We start from the raw sequence: 20,498 nt of genomic DNA, 5'->3' as shown, positions 1-20,498 counted from the left end.
CGAACCGGGCGCTGCTGAGCGCCGGGGGCACGATCACCATCGCCTCGGCGGTGGGGGATGTGTACAACCGGACCTCCGACATCGTGGCGGGCGGAGATGTCTCGATCAACTCCGGGCTGGACCGGGTGCAGTTCTGGGACAATGCCTCGCTCACGACCGGCGGGGCGCTGACCATCACGGCGGGCGAGTCGGGTGATTACGCGGACGGCATCCACATCACCGGCGTGCCGCTGACCGCGGCCGAGATGACGCTGACCACCACGGGCCGCGTGGTGCTGTATCCGGGCAGCGATCTGAAGACGACCTCGGGCGATCTGATCGTCAACGCCGGGCGTCGGCTGTACCAGTACGATTCCGATTTCACCTCGGCCAAACAGTTGCTGGTGTCGGCGGATGGCGTGACCTTTACCGGGTCGCACAGCCAGTCCGTCAACTACATGAAGTACGACTCGCAGGGGTCGGTGGAGATCTATGACGGCTACAGCCGCAATCCGCTGCTGAAGTCGACCGCCGGGTCGGTGGATGTCTACAGCCGCAACAGCCATATCGACACGCGCAAAGCGACCATCGACGGCTACCGCTACGTGATGCTGAACGCGCGCAACAACATGGCGATCCAGACGACCACCACCGTCCGGGCGCGCACGCTGAACGCGACGCTGAAGGCCGGGGTCGGCGGGCATATCTATTACCGCTACGGGTCGAACGTGTCGGCGGGGCAGGACGTCATCCTCGACAGCCGCAACCACGTCTACCTGCATGGCCGGACGCTGACCGCCGGGCGCGACATCATCGCCAACCTGCGCGGTCAGTTCGAGCTGTACAACGATGGCGCGGCGCGGGCGAAGCTGCAGGCGGGCCGCAACATCACGGTCAACGCCGAGCAGGGGCGCATCCTGACGCGGACCTCGGACTGGGTGGCGACCGCGGGCGATATCGCCATCGACGCGGGCACGCATAGCGTCGAATTCTGGGACGGTGCAACGGTCACCACCGCCGGGGCGTTCAGCGCGCTGTCGGGCAACTGGGACGGGCGCGGCGTGCGGTTGATCGGGATGCCGGTCACGGCGACCTCGATCACGCTGGGCTCGGGCACCGGGCATATCCTGCTGGATCCGGGCAGCCACCTGACCTCGACCGTGGGAGCGATCACCGTCGCGGGCAACGGGCGCTACTACCAGCGCAATTCCAACGTCATCGCCAAGACCGGGGTGTCCATCACCTCGAATGGCGTGGACTTCATGGGCTCGGCGCTGACCGCGCAGGGCGGCGCGATCACCATGGCGTCGGGCGGCAGCATCGACATCAACGATGCCTATAGCCGGAATCCGTCGATCTGGGCCTCGGGGGCGATTACCCTGTCGAGCGCCAATGCGCATATCGTCAACAACGGTACGATCAACGGCGGCGGCAACGTCTCGTTGACGTCCAAGAGCAACCTGCACAACGACACGTCGGCGATCATCAAGTCGCGCACCGGCAACGTGACGGTCCGGTCGATCAGCGGGCACGTCTACAACCGCTATGCCTCGACCATCGAGGCCAAGCAGAGCGCCACCGTTCGCGCGGGCGTGCACCTGTACAACCACGGTGCAACCGCCAAGGCGATCAATGGCAACCTGACGCTGATCGCGGGCGGCGCGATCGAGAACCACCAGTGGAGCACCACGCGCGGCCTGCTGAGCGCGGGCGGCAACCTGTCGGCCACGGCGGGGACCACGCATTTCTGGACGCATAGCTCCGACATGGTGGCGGGCGGCAACATGACTGTCGGATCGACCGGCAGCCACCTTCTCGCGCAGAACGGCGCGACCTTCACGCAGGGCGGCAGCTTTACCGGCTTCTCCGGCAGCTACGACGGCTATGGCCTGCGCCTGTTCGGCGTGCCGATCACGGCGACCTCGATCGCGCTGAGCTCTTCGACCGGTTACGTGCAGCTGGAACCAGCGGCGCTGACGGCGACGGCAGGGGACATCACGATCAATTCCGCCGGGCGGTTCTACCAGCGCGACTCTGCCATGACGGCGTCGGGCGGGATCGCGATCACTGCGAACGGCTACGAGAACGACGGGTCCTGGACCACCGCTCAGGGTGGCGCGATCAGCGTGACGTCGCGCGGGAGCGTCGACATCACGGACGCCTATTCGCGCAACCCGCGGCTCTGGGCCTCGGGCGGGATCACCATTTCCAGCAGTGACTCGCATTTCGTCAACAATGGCGAGATCAACGGTGGCGGCGATGTGCGCATCACGTCGCGCAACAACCTGCACAACGACAGCAGCGCGCTGATCCGGTCACGGGCGGGCAATGTCCATGTCACCTCGAATTATGGCAACATCTACAACCGCTACGCGTCGTCGCTGCACGCGCGGAAGTCGGTGGTGGCCAACGCGGTGCGCGGCGGCATCTACAACCACGGCGGCACGATCCACGGCATCGACACCGACGCGACGCTGACGGCGGCCTATGCCATCGAGAACCACCAGTGGAGCGCGACGCGCGGCCTCATCAAGGCGGGCCGGAACGTGTCCGCACAGGCGGGCCTGTCGCACCTGTGGTCGGTGTCTTCGGACTGGGTCGCAGGCAACAACATGCGGGTGGGGTCCACCGGCCGCCAGGTCGAAGTGACCACGGGCAGCACCTTTACCCAGGGCGGCAGCTTTACCGCCTTCTCGGGGAACTGGGAGGGCCGGGGCGTGCGCCTGTATGGCGCGCCGATCACCGCGACGTCGATCGCGCTGAGCTCGACCTCGGGCTATGTGCTGCTGGAGCCTGCGAACCTGACGGCGACGGCGGGTGACATCACGATCAACGCGGCGGGGCGGTATTACCAGCGCAACACGGATCTGGTTGCCTCGGGCGGGATTTCGATCACGTCGAACGGCGCCGACATCATGGGGTCGGGGCTGACGGCCAATGGCGGCGCGATCACCATCGCTTCGGCCAGCAACGTGGCGATCAACGACGCCTATTCGCGCAACCCGTGGCTCTGGGCTTCGGGCGCGATCACGGTGTCCAGTTCCGCCGCGCATGTGGTGAACAACGGCAATATCAACGGTGGCGGCGATGTGCGCATCACGTCCAAGACCAACCTGCACAATGAAACCAGCGCGCTGATCCGGTCGCGGGCCGGGCAGGTGGTGCTGACCGCCACCAATGGCAGCGTGCACAACCGTTATTCCGCCAAGGTGGAGTCGAAGGGCAACACGACCTTCAACGGCATCAACATCTACAACGACGGATCGACCGTGGCCGCCGGTGGCAAGATCGAGATGACGGCCTCCAACTACCTGCAGGTGATCGAGCACGGCTCGGTGCGCTCGGTGCTGACCTCGGGTGCCGGGCAGGCGCTGAACCTGCGCGCGGGCACGGCCAACCTGCTGGTGCGCAACACGGATGCGACCTCGGGCGGGACGCTGTACATCGGCAGCGCGCAGTCGAGCGTTCACAACCACAATGCGGTGCTCACCGCGGCGTCCTCGGCGCTGCTGAAGTCCAAGGGTGAATTCCGCGCGACCGGCGGGTCGCTGGTGGCGAATGGCGTGACCATCGACAGCGACCATCACCTGTACCTGCTGGGCGGCCATCGCCTGACGGCGCGCAACGGCGCGTATGACGTGACGATGACGGCGTTCTACGACTACCTCGAGCGGGACAGCTTTGTCACCGCCGGGCGGAACGTGACGCTGACCGATGCGCGCAACGTGTATTTCTACGACAGCGACACCACCGCGAAGACCGGCAGCGTCAGCGCGACGGCGCGGGGCGAGCTGAAGCATCGCATCGAGGACACCGACGAGTCGCGGACCACCGCCGGTCTGGACGTGTCGATGTTCGCGGCGGGCTATCTGGAGAACTACCGCGCCTCGATCACTGCCGGGCGCAGCGCAGTTCTGCGCAGCACGGGCGGCACGCTGTCCAACAACTCGGCCAGCGTGACCTCCGGGGCGGACATGACGCTGCAGGCGGCGCATGACCTGTACCTGTCGCGCGGCCTTGCCACGCGCGATACCCGGCTGACGGCTGCGGGCAGCCTGACCGTGACGGCGGGCAACACGCTGTATGCCGATGCGGGGCTGGTCGACGCCGGTGGCTGGCTGAAGTTCAACAGCCGCCTGACGCCGCGTTTCGGCGCGCAGGTCTATGACAATGCGAAATATCTGCACCTGGGCGTCAATGTCTCCCAGGGGTCGTTCACCAGCTACTTCGGGGCCGACACCACCGGTGCCATCGACATTTACGCCCGCGACGGCGTGACCCTGACGAAGGGCATGCGGGGCGACAACTGGGTGCGCGTGCGCTCGGGTGGAGGGGCGATTTCGGCGGGCTATCTGCTGCGCTCTGACGGCAACTGGCTGCAGGTCACGGGTGGTGGCAACATCACGCTGGGCAATGCGCAGGCGGCGGGCAATGTGACCATCGAGTCCACCGCCGGGTCGGTCATCAACACCTACAACATCTCGTCGAGCCAGGCGCTGAGCGTCAAGGCGCACAAGGACATCATCGCGCAGGCCTCCGTGGCGACGCGGCGCGGGGCCTTCCGGGGTGCGGGCAGCGTGAACATGAACGCGGGCCGCAGCATGACGATCACCAACGCGCTGGTGTCGTCGAACGGTCAGATCGACATGTATGCCGGCCAGAAGGAGCTGGGCACGCTGTCGGTCACCACGACGCTGGCGGACCTGAAGTCGGGCGTCGAGAACCGCGTGACCAATGGCGCGGCGATCAACATGATCGTCAACTACGGCGGACATATCTCGCTGACCGGGGCCGAGATCTATGGTCTGGGCCGGGTCAATACCTTTGCGGGCGCAGGCGGCGGCGGGCAGTACACCACCCGCGCGGCGACCATCGGCACCGCCAAGGTCGGCACCCTGCTGCGTGGCCAGGAGGTGATCCAGAACGCCACCGGCCTGACCCTGGCGGATACGGAGGTCGTCGGCCTGGGCAGCGTGGCGCAATACGCGCAGCTGAGCGGCAACATCACGATGGACCGGGGCCGCATCCAGACGCACAACCTGCGGATCGAAGCGCTGGGGAACACCAACGCCCAGGCCAATTACCGCGACCTGACGGATATCGTTGTCGGCGGAACGCTGACGATCGACGTGGCCTCTGCGGCGAACCTGAAGGCCGGGACGATCAACGCCGGCACCTATGACCTGACGAATACGCCCAATGTCACCCTGACGGGCAACGTGCGGCAGTACACCCACAACAACCTGTACATCACGGCCAAGAACAACCTGACGCTGGGCGGCAGCACGCATCGCCGCGACGTTGCCCTGACATCGCTGAACGGGGTGCTGGCGAACACCGGCACGCTGCGGTCGAACATGGACATCACCTTCGTGGCGAACCGCACGGTCAGCGGCGTGACGCTGCGCAACGACGGGCTGCTGTGGGCGACAGGGAACGTGTACCTGACGGCGGATCGCGGCATTGATCCGGGCCGCGTGCAGGCGGCGAACCTCACCGTCCGGTCGCAGAACGGCAATATCGGCGCCACCGGCGCGATGATGGCAACCGGAACCATCGACCTGTTCGCAAACGACATCACGACGCGCTCGGTTCTGGCGCAGAACGTGGTCATCGACGCACGGCGCGGCAGCTTTACCGTCAAGGGATGGCAGACCACGGACGGCACCGCCTTCCAGACCGGTCTGGGCGAATTCGTTTCGCGCATGGGCGACATCGTCGGCACCGTGAGCGAGGTGGTCGACGGCGAGACGCAGGAGGTCACACAGGCCCAGTTCGAAGCCGACCTGCTGGCCTCGGGCAATGCCATGTTCCACGTCGAATCCGATCTGACCATCGAAACGCGGGACAACATCAACGTGCTGCCCGGCGGTATCCTGTCCGCGCGGGGCAACATGTCCCTGACGGCGGGCAAGGGCGTGCTGGTCCAGAGCGCGTTTGGCGAGTCCACGCCGGATATCGTGGTCACCTCGCTTGGCGGCATCTTCAACATTACGACCCAGGTGAAGAAGTTCTGGCACCGTCGCGCGTCGATCGTTGCGGACGGCGATCTGACGATCACCGCGCTTGGCAACGGGCTGGACCTGACCGACGCGGGCACCGCTGCGGTCGTCGCCGCGCGGGATGCGGCATGGGACTCGGATGCCGGGTTCACCCACACCGCCGGGAACGGCGTGATCTACAACCAGGGTACGATTTCGGCGGGCGGCAACCTGATCCTGAACGCCGCGCGGGACATCGTGAACAAGTCCACCCGCGTGACCTACACGCTGACCGCCGAGCATAACTGTGGTTACAACGCCTGCGGTAGCGACGCCTATATGTTCGCTCCCGGCGAGATCATCGCCGGGCAGGGTCTGATCATGACCGCCGGGATGGATATCCTCAACGACGCCAGCCAGGTGGCGGCGGCGGGCAGCATCTATGCGACCGTAGGCAACGACATCTACAACAACATCCAGACCGCGCACTTCCTGAGCTATTACTACAAGAAGACCAAGCGCGGCTGGTTCGGCATCAAGACCGGCGAGACCATCGACAAGCGTTATTCGGCGGCGATGCAGTCGGGCGTGTTCCAGACTTCGTTCGGCAATATTGACCTGATCGCGGGCCGCGATATCGACAGCTCGGGCAGCTATGTGTCGTCGGGCGCGAACGCACGCCTCGTGGCGGGCCGCGACGTCTACATGGACGCGGTCTCGGTCGAGCTGGACAACTATTACAAGAACTCCGGCTTCTCGGGCTTCCTGACCTATTCCTCGACCAAGACGCGCTACAACAACTTCGAAACCTCGATGGCGCAGGTCGAAGGCTACGACGTGTCGATCGAGGCAGGCCGCAACGTGACCGGGATCGGGGTGATCCTGCTGGCGATGAACGACATGTCGATCGTCGCGGGCCAGGACATGGTCTACGACGCCCTGACCAACCGGAAGTACCTGGAGGAAAGCGGCTGGAGCTTTGGCCTGACCTCGTCGCGCTTCACCATTACGCAATCGGTGCTGAACAACGCCAACAACGATCCGATCCACCAGTACATCGCGGACAACCCGATGCTGGGGGCCGCCTATCAGCTGGCCACGGCCAAGGACGGCTGGGGCCGCCTGAACGGGTCGCTGGCGCTGCTGGTGTCGGGCGCACGGACGCTGAGCACGGCGCGGGACGAGGAGGTTGGCACCAACCTCTTTGGGTCGAAGCTGGCGGAAAGCTTCATCCCCAATGACATCAAGGCGATCCAGGCCATCGGCAATTGCGGCGGCAATGACGTGACGCGCTGCGTGATGGAGGCGGCGGGCATCGGCTTCCGCTTCGACGCCTGGCATTCGCGCTCGGAATGGGACGAGAGCCTTGTCAGCCGCCTCGGCGCGGGCCGCGACATGTTCCTGATGGCGGACCGTGACATCCAGCTGGCGGGCGGGACCATTGTGAACACGGGCCGCGATCTGGTGATTTCCGCGGGCCGCGACTTCATGGCGACGGCGCTGGCCAACACGCAGGAGAATTCCTCGCATTCGTTCGGCTTTGGCGTGAGCCTGTTTGCCGGCGGATTTACCGTCTCGGTGGATGGCAGCGGGTCGAATGCCAATTCGAAGCTCTATACCAACGCCTCGATCAACGCGATGAACTCGATCACGCTGGTGACGGGCCGCGACGCGATGCTGCTGGGCGCCGTCATGCAGGCGCGTCCGGTGACAGGCATCCGCGAAGACGCGAATGGCAATCCGATCCTCGACGAACGCGGGAATTATATCGAGATCCTCGGAGACACCGGCGGCGACATCTACATGGATATCGGCCGCGACCTGGTGGTGGCCTCCCGGCAGAGCACCTCGGCCTCGAACAGCTGGGGCTTCGGCCTGAGCCTGACCTTCACCGGTGGCACGCTGTCCGGTGTGGGGATCAACGCCAACATCGCGGACGGCAACGCGCGCTATGTGGCCACGCCGTCGATGATTGACGCCTACCGCATCCTCGACATTTACGTCGACGAGAAGACCTACCTGATGGGCGCGGTCATCGCGAGCCGCAACGGCGGTCTGCATCTGGATACCGGCTACCTGATCCACGACAACCTGTTCAACTCGCACAACAGCTATTCGGTGAACGTCGGGCTGAACATCGGTGTGGGTCAGACGCTGAGCTTTGACGGCACGGGCGGGTTCACGCTGGACGTCACGGAGGGCTTCACCCGCGCGACGATCTCGGGCGGCGATGTGGTGGTGCGCAACCAGCGCAACTTCGACATGAGCCAGATCAACCAGAACCTGAACAAGGTCGATACGATCACGCGGGACACCCACGTCAACCTGCAGCTTCCGGCGCTGAACCTAGTGAAGCTGGCGCATGACCTGGAGGCGGCAGGGAATTACATCCGCGCGGCAACGGCGGATGTGCCGGATGAGGTGCGTGCGCGTGGTGATGTGGCCGTCACGGTTTACCGCCGTATGGTCGCCAGCGGGATGCCGATCCAGGAAGCTATTGCCCGGACGCAGCTGCCGGAGTTCCAGGCGTCCGTGAATGCAATTCGCAGAGTCATTGAACTGGAGAAGCGCTATCCTGAAGGCGGTGTCCCGGAGGATGAGTTGTTCCTGATGGCGATTGCCGAGCAGGCTCTTTACGATGCGGACGGAAATATCGTGCTGAGAGTCGAGTGCGATCTGCTTGGACGATGCGAGATTGCGGCTGAAAATCTCGAAGAACTGATCGAGACTTGGCGACACTACGTCCTGACCGGCGAAACCATCTATCTGCCGATCACTGTCCGTCAACAATTGTCCGACAACTTCACGGCCTTCCTCATAGCTTGCTCTCAGGAAAACCCGGACCTGATCGTCCAGTTCGTTCAGACTTACGGTGCCGAGACAGTGGCGCATCTTGCGGAGTTCCGGGCCTCGTCTCAGGGCAACGTCCCGTGGGCTCAGGGGTTCGACTCGGCCCTGCTCCTCACCGCCATCGCGGCATATGTCGAGACGGGCGATCAGGTGCAGCTGGTCAACCAGATGGTCGTTGCGCAGGATGCGTTCCTGGAAGAGCACGGTCATACGTTGGCCGAACGTCAAGCCGCAATGAGTGCGTTCTTTGGCTTCGCCGTCGGTTTCCTTCCGGTTGTCGGCGATGCAATGGACGCAGCCGACTTGCTGGAGGCCTTGGAGAACCGCGATATCGCAGGCGTCTTCATTTCGGGCATTGGTTTCATTCCTCTTGGCGGCGATGCGTTCCAAGCACTGACCGACCTTGCGTCCGCGGCAGTTACGGGTTTGCGCCGGGTCGGAGTTGACGAAGTGCTTGCAGCGGCCCGACGCGACAGGCTGCCGGACAACTACACCAGACAATCGGACGAGGTCGTGATCGGCCCCCAAGGCGGGCGTTACAATGCTGTGGGTGATCCTGTTTTGGGTGAACAGGTGTTTCGCGACAGCGGCGGCCGGTACTGGATTTTCAGGGACGGTGTAAAAGTTCGGGCCTCCAACCCGGCCGATAGACCGAACCTTGCGAACAATCTTCAGCAAAACCCGCTGCAGGCGCATGGTGCGCATCACCAGGCATATGTGGATGATCTGAGCGCACAGCTGGAAGATATGGGCTATGAGGTGGCTAATGATGTACGCTTCCATGCCAGCTGCAACGCGGAATACTGCTTGCCTGACATCGTGTATCGCGACCCAAGCACAGGTCGGATCGTCGGGATCATCGAGGTCAAGACCGGCAATGCGACCCTGTCTACGAACCAGACACTGATCTATCCGCAAATCCGAGACGGGTCTTCGATCCCGAGCGGCGATGTCGCGCGGTCATTGGGACTTGAAGCTGGCGTTCCGCTGAGAGATCAAGGTTATCCAAACGGAATCAACGTCTACGAACAGTCTTTCCCGGGATTGGGTAACTGATGGTGAATGAAATTATCGATCAAGCCGCCAGTGTGCTGGAGCGTGCAGGTTGGTCCATCTTTCGCGACAAAGACGAGGTTGTGGCACGCGCCATCAAAGACGACGAACAGGGCCAAATAATAATCCAGGCCCGGGCAGTCCGTGGCGATATTAAAGTAACTTTCATATGCTCCTTGTCACGCTTGGCGTTCAATCAGGCGGCAGCATGGATTCGCGGTGACCCGTCAGGCACCCAGGAACCAATTGAACAGTGCAGGATTGTCAGGAGCCGTGCCGAGTACATCGACGAGGATTTTGCTGCTATGGAAGCAGAGTTCCGGGAATGGTGGGGGCAGGTCGATTTGGGGTCCAGAATCGCAGGACTCACCGAAACATATTCTCAGTTTGGCTCCGGTCCGCTTCATCACCTCGCTGCGCTGGCGGTTTCGGGTCAGGAGCGCGTTTTAAAGGACATCCGTGTGCGGTTTGAACAAGGGGATAAGTCTGGCTTTTTGCCTTACATCACGACGGATTATGTCGACCGCGCTCTGGAGATCGCGAGTAAGAGTCAATCAGCAAGCTGAAGGTGCCTCGGCGGCTCCGAGGTCCCACACAAACGTTGGGTCTGCATCCTCCGAAGTACCTAGACCAAGCGAAACCGCTGCACTGACCAGCGTAGATATTGGCGCCATGTGACGGTATCCAACAACCATTATTGACGCGCTCCGCGCAGCGGATATGACATCCGCCATGTGCATATCCCGGATGACCTGCCGCACCGTCACGTTTCTTATCCATACCTCAGCGGTATCGTTGCACTGGGTGTCCCTGACGATGGGTTTCCAGTAGTCGGCAAGTGATTGCTCCGGGAAAAATCCAGTTCGCCCGATCCGGTCAATGCGCCGCTGTTCCTCTCTCGGCATATCCGCCGCCAAGATGTCCAGCTTGGCGCGGAAGGCCGCGCGGAAGATGGGTTCGTAGAAGTGCCAGGAGGGCCAGCCGGACTCGGACCAGTTCAGGGCGGCGCCGAGGCCCCCTACGTATTCGGGGTTGTTCTTGCGGTAGGTGTCCAGCGCGGGCATCTGGGCGGGTTCGAGCATTTCCAGCGCCAGCGTGGGGAAGCGGCCGCGCAGGGCGAGTTCTTCGAGGATCAGCGCCACGCGGTCCTGGTGCGGGGCAAAGCCGTGGCGTTCGCCGATCAGGATCGTGTCGGCCTGTTCGAGCCGGTCGAGCAGGTCGGTGAAGGTCAGCGCCTCGCCCGTGGCGGTTTCGAGGATCTCGCCGGAGGTGAGGTCGGCGGGCATGTCCTCGGCTCGGGCCTGGAACGGCAGGGCGGAGGCGGCGAGACCGGCGAGGACGCGGCGGCGCGGGATCATTGCGCGGCCCCTTCGGCAAGGCTCTTCATGCCGTTGGTGAAGCCCGTCAGCGAGAGGGCCAGCGTGACCTGCTCTTGCCGGCCATCGACGAAGGAGACCTCGGCCTTCAGCCCGCGCTGGAAGTCGCGCAGCAGGCCGTCGTCCATGGGCACGCCCGCGTGGCAGCCGAATTCGTCGCAGATCTCGAAGGCGATGGCACGGGGCGCGCCCTTGTCGATGGACATCAGCAGGCCCGCCTTGAGGAAGGTGCCCAGAGGTACGGTCAGCACCAGCGTGGGCGTCGCGCCTGCGTAGACACGGGCCATCAGGACGGTGGTCTCGGAGGGTGAGGCGACGAGGCTTTGGGCGAGGCGGCAGCCCTGATCGTCACAGATCGCCTGCCAGTCGCCGGTGCTGCCGGTGTCCTGTGCCAGCACGGGCTGACCGGCGAGGAGCAGCGTTGCGACCACAGTGCGTGCGAGGCCGCTTCGTACAACCTTGAATAATCTTGCCATGGTTAATGGGGTCCTCTAGACAGTCACAGAACGCGCGAGGCGGGGTCTTTTCAAGGGTGACAGACGTGACAGCGCCAAAAGAAATCCGTTTGTTTCCCGCGATTTCCGTTCTGCTGCTCGTTGCCGGTTCCGCTTCGGCGCAGAGCATAACCCTGGACGGGAGAACTGCAACCGCTGTTCGCTCGGGGGCGGGGGGGCGGATCGAGATCGAGATCGCGACGCCGGACAGTGGCGTTTCGGTCAATTCTTTCGACCGGTTCAACGTGCCCGCGACGGGGGCCGCGTTTGACAATACCTCCAAGGGCGCGAGCGCCATCGTTGCCGATGTGACCGGCACCGGTGTGAGCCGGATGGAAGGCACGCTGGAGGTGCTGGGGCAGCGGGCGGATGTGATCGTCGCCAATCCCAACGGGTTCGAGCTGAACGGGGCGCGGTTCCAGAACATGCGCGGCCTGGCGCTGATCGCCGGGCAGCGGCAGCCGGGCACGCTGGCCTATGACGTGACGCCCGGCGGCGGCGGGATCACGGTGGGGCCGGGTGGCGTGGTTGCCGATGTGCGGCGGCTGGACCTGATCGCCCGGACGATCCGGCTGGAGGGACCGGTGGGGGAGAGCGGCGGCTCGCCCTACCTGCGGTTCAACGCGACGGCGGGTACTGGGACAGCCACGGTGGATCCCGGCGTGTCCGGTGTCGACGATGCCGGCTACATGACGCTGAGCGGGCGCGGCCAGCACGCTGGCGATGCGGTGTCCCTGACGCTGACCGAAGGTGCCATCGTGTCGGGTGGCAAGCTGACGCTGACGGCGGATGCGCGCGGGGCGGGCGTGGTCATGGCGGGGCAGGGGCTGGCCTCGGCGGGCGAGTTCACCATGAGCGCGGACGGGCGTATCACGATGCGCGGCGCCACGGCGCAGGGGCTGACCGGCGCGCGCATCACCGGGGCAGAGATCGTGGCGGAGCGGTCGGCGGTGTCCTCCGATCTGGGCGATGTGGCGGTGCAGGCGGGCGGGGCGCTGACGCTGGAGCGCACGACGCTCAGCGGCGGGGCGATTGCCCTGGGCGCGGGCGGCGGCATGGCGGTGCGCGGCGGCTCGGTCGAGGCGCTGTCTGACCTGGACCTGATGGCGGGCACGCTGGCGCTGGCGTCCTACAGCCAGGACGAGATGGCGATCCTGCGCGCGCAGCAGGATGCGCGGCTGACGGTGGCGGGGGATTTCCTCAACAGCACCGGGTTGGTGCAGGCCTACGGTGATCTGGACATCACGGTGGGCGGCACGCTGCACAACCTGCTGGCGCTGGACAGCCGGAGGGAGCCGGTCGCGGGGTTCAACCTTGCGACCTTGCAGGCGGATGGAGCGCTGTCCATCGACGCGGGGCATCTGCACAACGAGGGCGGGTTGGTCCGGGGCAGCGGTGGGCTGATCCTGAGCGGCGGGACGGTGACGAACGAGCTGATGCGGCTGGGCGAGCTGACGACCCGCAAGAGCTGTTTCCTGTTCCTGTGCCGCAGCCATGTGACCGGCGAGTTCCGCTTTAGCGGCGGCGGGCTGGAGACGGACAGCCTGATGAACGTCGATCTGCGCGGCGATTTCCGCAACTTCGGCGGCACGGTGACGGCGAATTCGGGGTTGCGGGTGCAGGCGGCGAAGGTCGATTTTCAACCGCTGCGCTATTCCGGGGCCTACACGCTGCCGAAGGGGCCGGGGACGCTGTTCTTTGGCCAGCGGACGCGGCGGTTCACGACCTACGAGACGGGCAAGATCTTTGCCCCGACCTTTGGGTTTTCGATGGTGGCGCGCGAGGGGCTGTTGCGGTTCTTCGGCACCGAGCTTTACCCGCTTGCGTTGCTGGAGGCGCTGGAGGGGGCCGAGATCGTGGCGGTCCCGCCGGACGTGGCAGAGGCCAACGCGCAGGGGTTCGGCGTGTTCTCGAAGGTGTTGGACTGAGATGCGGGCGGCGGTTGTCCTGACGCTGGCGGCGCTGACCGCCACGGCCCTGGCCGATGCGGCTTTGGCGCAGGAGGAACAGAGCCTCGTGGGGCGTTTGCAGGACGAGGCCGACCGTGCCGCCGCGCGGCAGGCCGCCGAGACGGCGAAGCCCGGTCTCGCCATCGACATCACGCCCGTGGACCCTGTAGAGGCCGAGGCCTTTTGCGTGCCCATCAAGAACATCAACGTCGAGGGCATCACGCTGCTGCCGGACGCGACGGTGAACGCGACGCTGGCGCATTACGCCAAGGACTGCATGGGGCCGCAGGGGGTGGATCAGTTGTTGCAGGCGCTGACCGACCTCTACCTCGAAAGCGGCTACATCACCTCGCGCGCCTATATCCCCGAGCAGGACGTGGGCAGTGGTACGCTGACGCTGGTGGTGGTCGAGGGCTTTGTCGAGGCGGTGGCGATCAGCCATGTGGTCAACGGCACTCCGCGCGACGCCGTGCCCGCCAGCCGCATTGCCAACGCGCTGGGGCTGAAGGCGGGCGATCCGCTGGAACTACGGAGGCTGGAGCAGGGGCTGGACCAGATCAGCCACCCGGTTTCGGCGCAGACGACGCTGGACATTCAGCCGGGCACCCAGATCGGCGGGTCGGTGCTGGTGCTGGGGATCGCGGACGACGACCTTGGCCGGGGCGACCTGTCTTTGCTGACCAGCGCGCAGGACGGCGAGACGACGCCGCGCCTGTCGTTCAACTTTGCCGCCGACAACGTGTTGCAGATCAACGATATCTGGAACATTTCCTTTTCCGGGACAGAGGCGAGCAACGCCCTGACGGGCCGCATCGCCTTGCCGCTGCACCGGGCCACGGTGGACGTGAATTTCGGCTTTTCCGAACAGCTGTCGCTGATCTCGCCCACGGTGGAGCTGCTGGAGCAGACGCCCTCGGTCGGGCTGGGGATCACATGGCTGCTGGAGCGCAACGCCACCAGCAAGACGCGGCTGAGCTTTGGCCACCAGCGCGAGAAGACCTTTCGCTATGCCAATGGCGTGTCGCTGACCCCGGCGGAGGTGCGGCTGACCCGGCTGGGGTTCGAGCGCGACATCCTTGGCAACGGCAAGTTCACCGGGCTGGGCGTCACCTTTTCGCGCGGGGTGGCGCTTGGCGGTGACGGCTACGGGATCGTCGAGGCCTCGGTGCGGCATTTCCGCGGGTTCGAGAATGGCGGACAGCTCTACCTGAGCGCCGGGATGCAGGCGGCGACGGCTGAGCTGCCGGGAACGCATCGCATCTACATTGGCGGCACCGGGCAGGTGCGCGGGTTCGAGGCGGCGTCCTTTGGCGGCGATCACGGCATGACGCTGAGCGCGGAATATACCTGGGACAAGCTGTTCACGCCCAGGAGCGAGGCCCCGGCGATGATGGACTTTGCCGGGATGCGCCCGTATGTCTTTGCCGACGCGGGCAAGGTGCGCCAGATCCACGGCACCGATGCGGGCATGGTGTCGCTGGGCGGCGGGCTGCGCGGCGATTTCGGGCGGTTGACGCTGGACCTCGGGTTGGCGCTGCCGGTCGCGGCCAGCGGGCTGGCGCAGAAGCAGGGGCCGGGCCTGCGCCTGACGCTGGGAACAAAGATCTTCTGACACGACATGATTGCAATGAAAGAGACCTCATGACTTCGAAGTTCATCATCGCCGCAGTGGCGACGTTTCTGACCGCAGGCGCGGCGATGGCCGACCTGAAGGAAGGCCTGACCGCGCTGGAAGGTGGCGATTACCAGGCAGCGGCGCAGCTGCTGGCAGAGGCGGCCGACGCGGGCGAGCCGGAGGCGAATTTCTACCTTGGCCGGATGCTGGAGCTGGGCATGGGCGGCGCGACCGACATGCCGACGGCCATCGAGCTGTACAAGCTGGGCGCCGAGGGCAAGAGCGCGCAGTCGATGAACCGCCTTGGCCTGCTGTACCTTCAGGGGCAGTTCGTGTTGCAGGACTACGAGCAGGCGGGCGAGCTGCTGTGCGGCTCGGCCGAACAGGGTGACGCCAACGGCCAGTTCAACTGCGGCCTGCTGAAGATGCAAGGGCAGGGCATGGAGGCGGACGCGGCGGCGGGCATCGACATGCTGAAGGCCGCAGCCGGTCAGGAGCATATCGGCGCGATGAACGTGCTGGCGCAGGCGCTGATTGCCGGTGAAGTGACGGAGAAGGACGAGGCCGAGGGCCTGCGCCTGATCCAGCGCACCGCGTCGATGGGCAACCCGGTGGGGCTGTACTCGCTGGGGCAGGCCTATGTGGTGGGGCTTGGGATCGACAAGAACCTGGTCGAGGCGCACAAGTACTTCAACCTCGCGGCGGCCAACGGGCATCCGGACGCGTTGCAGGCGCGGCAGGTGGTCGAACAGCAGCTGGAACCGGCGCAGGTTCTGGAAGCGCAGCGCGCGGCGCGCATCTGGCGCCCCGAGGCGGTGGAGCCGAAGTCGCTGCTGGACGGCACGGACCCGGCGCCCGCGTCGGAGTGATCTGATCGCGAGGGATGGTTTCGGACCGGCGGCCTGAAGGGGTCGCCGGTTTTTTCATGCGGGCGTGGTGGGGAGGCCCTCAGCCGTTCGAGAAGTAGTCCGGGTATTGGTCGCGCAGCTTTTCGACGCGGCTGATGGTGCCGGAGAGGTGTTCGCGCATCGCGTCCATGGCGCGATCGGGGTCCCCGGCCTCCAGCCCCTCGATGATCTTCGTGTGCTGGGCGAGGATGGTGGCCATCTTGCCCTCGAAGGGCAGTTCAAGACGCTGGCAGCGGGCGAGGTGGCCCATCTTGCGGCGGACCATCTCGTTAATGCGGCCCATGCCCACACCGTCGTACAGCGCGGCGTGGAAGGAACGGTCGAGGTCGTTGAACATGTCCATCTGGTCCAGCTGGCCTTCGAGGGTGGATTGCATCCTGAGGATCGAGCGGGCGCGGCTGATGGTGTCCGCGTGGCCGCCCATGGCAAGGCGGCGCACCAGTTCGCATTCCAGACCCACGCGCAGGAACTGGTTTTCGTGCAGCTGCGCCACGTCGATCTGCGAGACGGTGGTGCGTGACTGCGGCACGATCAGGACCAGCCCGTCTTCTTCCAGCGCCTGTAGCGCCTCGCGGACGGGGGCCTGGCTGACGCCGTATTGCGCGGCGATGTCGTTGCGGTTCAGCACCGATCCCGGCGGCAGGTCGAAGTTCAGGATGCGTGCGCGCAGGTCCTGGTAGACCCGTTCGGGCGCGCCGCCCGATTTGGTGCCCGATTTGGTGCCTGTCGTGGCGCCCGTCTTGCCGCCTGCGAGGCGCGCGTCTGTCTGTGTGTGCTGCATCGGTTCCGGTTCCTGAGGCCTCTGAATAGAGGCTGTTGCCCGATTTCGTCAACTAATATATTAGTTAGCCTACTTGGCGCGGAAATACAACAAGGCGACATGCCGGGCCGGGACAAAACTTTGGGAGGAGTTTCATGAAAAACAATGCTTTGGGAGTTGCGCTGGCGCTTGCGACCGCGCTGGGAATCAGCGCGGGCACGGCAGAGGCTGCGGACCGGGTTCTGAAGATCCAGACGTCCTCGAACGCGAGCCATGCCTCGCTGGCCTACCTGAACGAAGAGTGGGTCCCCAAGCTCGAGACCATGACCGGCGGGTCGCTGACGGTGGAACTGCTGCCGATCGACGCGGTCGTGCCACGCCGCGAGACCGCCGAGGCCATCGCGGTGGGCATCCTCGACGGCGACCTGACGTCGATCAACTACTTTGCGGGCATCGACCCGGCCTTTGCGCTGATGGGCGACCTGATCGCGGGCTATGACAGCGCCGACCAGATCCAGGCCTATTGCGCGCAGGGCGGTGGCAAGGAGATGTTGCAGAAGCTGTTCGACACGCATTTCCCCGGTGTGCATGTCGTCGGCTGCGGCGCTTATGCCCGCGAGGCCTTTGTGTCGAAGGTGCCGATCCGCGGCGTGGCGGATTTCAAGGGCGTGAAGGTGCGTTCCCCCGAGGGGCTGGCGGCGGATGTCTTCAAGCGCGTCGGCGCGGCGCCGGTGTCCATGTCCGGGTCGGAAACCTATGGCGCGCTGGAAAAGGGCGTGATCGACGCGGCGGACAACTCGGCCTATGCCAACAACGATGCCAACGGCATGCACAAGGTGGCGAAGTTCCCGATCTTTCCGGGCATCCACTCGACTCCGATCCTGCAGTTCACCATCGGCCAGCAGGTCTATGACGAGCTGAGCGAGCAGGAGCGCGTCGCGCTGGAGACCTGGTATCTGGCGGCCTACAACGGGCTGCGCCAGCATTTCGACCGGCTCGACCGTCAGCTGGTGGCGCGCGACAAGGCCGCCGGAGAGCTGGAAGTGATCGACTGGCCGCAGGGCGAGCGCGATGCCTTCCGGGTGATCGCGCAGGAGGCCTGGGCGGACTTTGCCTCGCAATCGGAGCTGGCGAAGGAAGTCTATGACTCGCACATCGCGTTCATGAAGGAAGCCGGGCTGCTCTGACGCCCGACACGGGTTGCGCACGCCCCGGAGGGAGGAGCCGGGGCGTGCCTATGACCCACCCCACGGACATGGCCTAACGACGCCCGCATAAAGGGGCGCACCCCGGTACGGCACCGGGACGGGAGAGGACTGCGATGAGCAATAGCTACGACAAGGCGCTGGACGGGACCGAGATAGAGATCGCGGCGCAGGTGCCCGAGCATGACGATGTCGACCTGCCGCGCAGCGCCTACGGGCCGGTGGAGCATGTCGGCCATGTCACCGGCATCGCGGTGTCGACCTTCTACCTGGTCGCGGCGCTGGCGACGCTTTACGAGGTGTTCTCGCGTTATGTGCTGAATGCGCCGACCTACTGGGCTTTTGAAACCGTGATGGTGACGGTGGCCGCGTCCTGGATGCTGTCGGCGGGCTATGTCACGCTGAAAAAGCGCCATATCGCCATCACGGTGATCCACAATATCGCCAGCCCGAAACAGCGTTGGTGGCTGGACCTCTTCGCCATGATCGTGGGTGTGATCGCGCTCTACATGCTGCTGACTGACGCGCCGATCCGGGCCTATGACAGCGTCGCGCGGATCGAGAAGTCGGGGTCGGCCTTCAACTCTCCGTTGCCGATGATGATGAAGTCGCTGATGGTGGCGGGTGCCTTCCTGTACCTCGCGCAGCTGATGATGAACCTGCACCGGCATCTGACTGCGGGATGGGCGCGGCTGCTGGTGAAGGTGGTCGGGGGCTATTTCGTCGTCTACTTCGTCGCGGCTTTCCTGAGCCATGTGATGGACGTGCAGGCGGCGGCCTACGTGTCGGATTTCATCTCGGAGATCGGCAAGGCCATGGACCCCTCCAAGGCGCTGAAGCTGCGGAGCATGGACCTGGGGACGATCTCGCTCATCATGGTGGTGCTGCTGGTGGCGCTGATGATGACGGGGATGCCGCTGGGGATCGTGACGCTGTTCGTGTCGGTCATCATGGCGGTGGGCTTTTTCGGGCCGCGCGGGCTGTTCCTTGTCAGCTCGAACGCGGTGGGGCTGCTGGAGCATTATTCGCTGGTGGCGGTGCCGTTCTTCGTGCTGATGGCCTCGATCCTTGAACGGGCGGGCATCGCCGAGGACCTGTTCGACGCCATGTCGATCTTTGCCGGGAACATGCGGGGCGGCGTGGCGGTGCAGACCACCATCGTTGCGGTGATCCTTGCGGCCATGTCGGGCGTCATGGGCGGCGAGATCGTGATGCTGGGTCTCGTTGCGCTGCCGCAGATGTTCCGCCTTGGCTATGACCGCAAGCTGTCCATCGGCCTGATCTGCGCCGCCGGCGCCCTGGCCACGCTGATCCCGCCGTCGATCATCACCATCGTCTATGGTGTCTCGGCCGAGGTGGGCATCGGCGATCTGTTCATGGCGGGGGCGATTCCGGGCATCATGCTGGCGACGTTTTACGCCGGATACGTGCTGATCCGGGTGAACCTGAACCCGTCGATGGCGCCCACCGCCGCCGAGGTGGCCGAGATCACCGGCACCACGCAAAAGCTGTCGCGCGAGCGCATGACGGCGGTCGTCCTGTGCATCATCCTGATCGCCATGGTGATGGGCTCGATCTATGGCGGCATCGCCTCGGTCACGGAAAGCGCCGCGGTGGGCTGCATCGGCGCGCTGTTCATCGCCGCCGTGCGGCACCGGTTCAACTGGGAGGTCATCTCGGCCTCGTTGCTGGGCACCATGACGACGGTCGGCACGATCATCTGGCTGATCCTCGGGGCGGTGTCCTTTGTCGGGATCTTCAACCTGGTGGGGGGTGGCGATTTCATCCGCTCGCTGTTCCTGAACCTCGGGCTGTCGGCCATGGGGACGGTGATCGTGATGATGCTGATCCTGATGGTGCTGGGCACCTTCATGGAGTGGATCGCCATCGTGCTGATTACCGTGCCGGTCTTTGCCCCGGTGGTGATGACGCTGGCGCCCGATCTGGGCATGACCGAGGATCAGGCAAAGATCTGGTTCGGCATCCTGTTCGTGATGAACATCCAGATCTATTTTCTGTCGCCGCCCTTTGGCCCGGCCTGTTTCTGGCTGAAGTCGGTGGCCCCGAAGGACGTGACCTTGCAGGAGATCTTTATCGCGGTGCTGCCCTTCATCGGGCTGCAGATCCTCGGCCTCGTGCTGGTGATGATGTTCCCGCAGATCGCCCTGTTCCTGCCCGAACTGCTGAATTGAGGAGAGCGCCATGATCGGACGTGACTCGCATGACGACATCAACGGCTATGGCATCTGGCCATGGGTGCTGGGGGCCGTGCTGGCCTGCGCCCTGATCGCCGTGATGTTTGCCTTTGCCCAACCGATTTCCTGACCG

General features: G+C 64.8%; 11 protein-coding genes. 8 read left to right on the top strand and 3 right to left on the bottom strand.

The features are described from left to right. The first annotated feature begins 59 nt into the window (after nucleotides 1-59). Both ACP16H_RS17325 and ACP16H_RS17320 read left to right on the top strand, forming a co-directional pair. Nucleotides 60-9,866, top strand: coding sequence for a hemagglutinin repeat-containing protein (locus ACP16H_RS17325; protein WP_425073509.1), 9,807 nt, complete (start codon nucleotides 60-62; stop codon nucleotides 9,864-9,866). Beyond that, nucleotides 9,866-10,429, top strand: coding sequence for a DUF6990 domain-containing protein (locus ACP16H_RS17320; RefSeq protein ID WP_425073508.1), 564 nt, complete (start codon nucleotides 9,866-9,868; stop codon nucleotides 10,427-10,429). The genes ACP16H_RS17325 and ACP16H_RS17320 overlap by 1 nt, the downstream gene beginning before the upstream one ends. Here the strand turns inward: ACP16H_RS17320 and ACP16H_RS17315 are convergent. Continuing rightward, entirely contained in the window at nucleotides 10,418-11,221 is an 804-nt protein-coding gene (locus ACP16H_RS17315; RefSeq protein WP_425073507.1) for a ChaN family lipoprotein, read from the bottom strand. The two genes, ACP16H_RS17320 and ACP16H_RS17315, sit on opposite strands and share 12 nt — an antisense overlap. Then, on the bottom strand, nucleotides 11,218-11,715 hold the full coding sequence (locus tag ACP16H_RS17310) for an invasion associated locus B family protein (RefSeq protein ID WP_425073506.1): 498 nt from the start codon (nucleotides 11,713-11,715) through the stop codon (nucleotides 11,218-11,220). The genes ACP16H_RS17315 and ACP16H_RS17310 overlap by 4 nt, the downstream gene beginning before the upstream one ends. Nucleotides 11,716-11,780: 65 nt before the next feature. Here ACP16H_RS17310 and ACP16H_RS17305 point away from each other — a divergent pair, with 65 nt between their 5' ends. From ACP16H_RS17305 to ACP16H_RS17295, 3 genes are read left to right on the top strand one after another with little or no spacing between them, the layout of a single operon-like run. Next, complete coding sequence (locus ACP16H_RS17305) at nucleotides 11,781-13,661, top strand: filamentous hemagglutinin N-terminal domain-containing protein (RefSeq protein ID WP_425073505.1); 1,881 nt, start codon at nucleotides 11,781-11,783, stop codon at nucleotides 13,659-13,661. A gap of 1 nt (nucleotide 13,662) precedes the next feature. Then, nucleotides 13,663-15,294 carry a ShlB/FhaC/HecB family hemolysin secretion/activation protein gene (locus tag ACP16H_RS17300; protein ID WP_425073504.1) on the top strand — a complete coding sequence of 544 codons (1,632 nt, stop codon included), beginning with the start codon at nucleotides 13,663-13,665 and terminating at the stop codon, nucleotides 15,292-15,294. A gap of 29 nt (nucleotides 15,295-15,323) precedes the next feature. After that, nucleotides 15,324-16,166 carry a tetratricopeptide repeat protein gene (locus ACP16H_RS17295; protein WP_425073503.1) on the top strand — a complete coding sequence of 281 codons (843 nt, stop codon included), beginning with the start codon at nucleotides 15,324-15,326 and terminating at the stop codon, nucleotides 16,164-16,166. A 79-nt stretch (nucleotides 16,167-16,245) separates the two neighbouring features. On the opposite strand, the gene ACP16H_RS17290 is transcribed toward ACP16H_RS17295, so the two are convergent. Beyond that, a complete protein-coding gene (locus ACP16H_RS17290) occupies nucleotides 16,246-16,986 on the bottom strand; it encodes a GntR family transcriptional regulator (RefSeq protein WP_425073502.1) in 741 nt (246 codons plus the stop codon). A gap of 134 nt (nucleotides 16,987-17,120) precedes the next feature. Here ACP16H_RS17290 and ACP16H_RS17285 point away from each other — a divergent pair, with 134 nt between their 5' ends. The 3 genes from ACP16H_RS17285 to ACP16H_RS17275 all read left to right on the top strand — a co-directional run bounded on the left by ACP16H_RS17285 (nucleotide 17,121) and on the right by ACP16H_RS17275 (nucleotide 20,495). Further along, nucleotides 17,121-18,152 (top strand): TRAP transporter substrate-binding protein, encoded by a 1,032-nt coding sequence (locus tag ACP16H_RS17285; RefSeq protein WP_425073501.1) that lies wholly within the window; start codon nucleotides 17,121-17,123, stop codon nucleotides 18,150-18,152. A 134-nt stretch (nucleotides 18,153-18,286) separates the two neighbouring features. Continuing rightward, a complete protein-coding gene (locus ACP16H_RS17280; protein ID WP_425073500.1) occupies nucleotides 18,287-20,362 on the top strand; it encodes a TRAP transporter large permease subunit in 2,076 nt (691 codons plus the stop codon). A gap of 10 nt (nucleotides 20,363-20,372) precedes the next feature. Next, nucleotides 20,373-20,495: a dihydroxy-acid dehydratase gene (locus tag ACP16H_RS17275; RefSeq protein WP_425073499.1), complete on the top strand. Its 123-nt coding sequence runs from the start codon at nucleotides 20,373-20,375 to the stop codon at nucleotides 20,493-20,495. The last annotated feature ends 3 nt before the right edge of the window (nucleotides 20,496-20,498 follow it).

Origin of the sequence: Sagittula sp. S175 (assembly GCF_049800975.1) — a bacterium.
Taxonomy (GTDB): Bacteria; Pseudomonadota; Alphaproteobacteria; order Rhodobacterales; family Rhodobacteraceae; genus Sagittula.
The sequence above is the reverse complement of the archived record's forward strand: the minus strand, read 5'-3'. Positions and strand labels throughout refer to the sequence as shown.

Coding starts and splice junctions, on each gene's coding strand:
- ACP16H_RS17310 (WP_425073506.1), bottom strand. CDS start 11,715: ATGGCAAGATTATTCAAGGTTGTACGAAGCGGCCTCGCACGCACTGTG.
- ACP16H_RS17285 (WP_425073501.1), top strand. CDS start 17,121: ATGAAAAACAATGCTTTGGGAGTTGCGCTGGCGCTTGCGACCGCGCTG.
- ACP16H_RS17275 (WP_425073499.1), top strand. CDS start 20,373: ATGATCGGACGTGACTCGCATGACGACATCAACGGCTATGGCATCTGG.
- ACP16H_RS17300 (WP_425073504.1), top strand. CDS start 13,663: ATGCGGGCGGCGGTTGTCCTGACGCTGGCGGCGCTGACCGCCACGGCC.
- ACP16H_RS17320 (WP_425073508.1), top strand. CDS start 9,866: ATGGTGAATGAAATTATCGATCAAGCCGCCAGTGTGCTGGAGCGTGCA.
- ACP16H_RS17280 (WP_425073500.1), top strand. CDS start 18,287: ATGAGCAATAGCTACGACAAGGCGCTGGACGGGACCGAGATAGAGATC.
- ACP16H_RS17315 (WP_425073507.1), bottom strand. CDS start 11,221: ATGATCCCGCGCCGCCGCGTCCTCGCCGGTCTCGCCGCCTCCGCCCTG.
- ACP16H_RS17290 (WP_425073502.1), bottom strand. CDS start 16,986: ATGCAGCACACACAGACAGACGCGCGCCTCGCAGGCGGCAAGACGGGC.
- ACP16H_RS17295 (WP_425073503.1), top strand. CDS start 15,324: ATGACTTCGAAGTTCATCATCGCCGCAGTGGCGACGTTTCTGACCGCA.